The sequence below is a fragment of the Oleiphilus sp. HI0086 genome (assembly GCF_001635225.1).
Genome location: NZ_LWFZ01000594.1, coordinates 1 through 765 on the forward strand (window position 1 = coordinate 1; position 765 = coordinate 765).

The 765-nt window shown below is 54.6% G+C and carries 1 pseudogene; it reads left to right on the forward strand.

Annotated elements, in window-relative coordinates:
• Window positions 1–765, forward strand: a pseudogene (locus A3756_RS25940) (transposase zinc-binding domain-containing protein); the annotation flags it as partial.

Consider the following 765-nt stretch of genomic DNA (forward strand, 5'->3'; position numbering starts at 1 on the left):
AGCCCGAAAAGACGCTCCTCTATCAATTGGTTCAGGAACATTATCCTGTCTTTAAGTCCTCGTTGGAGGGTCAGGGACAAAGCTTGCCTCGTTACGTTCAGAGAGAGTTCGAAGATTTTCTCCAATGTGGTCGGCTGGAATATGGCTTTTTGCGTGTCCGCTGCGAGGATTGCCATCATGAACGATTGGTCGCATTTAGCTGCAAGCGCAGAGGGTTCTGCCCCAGCTGTGGTGCCCGCCGGATGGCGGAGAGTGCCGCGCTCTTGGTGGATGAGGTGTTTCCCANAGTTCCCATACGCCAGTGGGTGCTGAGCTTTCCCTTCCAGTTACGATTCCTGCTGGCTCGCCATCCAGAGCTGATGGGTAAAGTGTGAGGCATTGTCTACCGCACAGTCTCTACGCATTTAATTAGGCAGGCTGGTTTTACCAAGGCTACCGCACAAACCGGTGCAGTGACGTTGATCCAACGCTTTGGTTCTGCGCTCAACCTTAATGTCCATTACCACATGCTATTTCTCGATGGCGTATACGCCGAAGATACCTATGGCCAACGGCGGTTCCATCGGGTCAAGGCACCCACTCAACATGAACTCAATGCGCTCGTTAACACCCTCAGCCACCGGGTCGCTCGCTGCCTGGAAAAACGCGGTCTGTTGGAGCGAGATGCCGAGAATACCTGGTTGACGCTGGACGAGGAAGGAGGAGATGTACTCACGCAAATGCACGGTTCCTCGGTGACTTACCGCATCGCCACCGGCCCCCAGC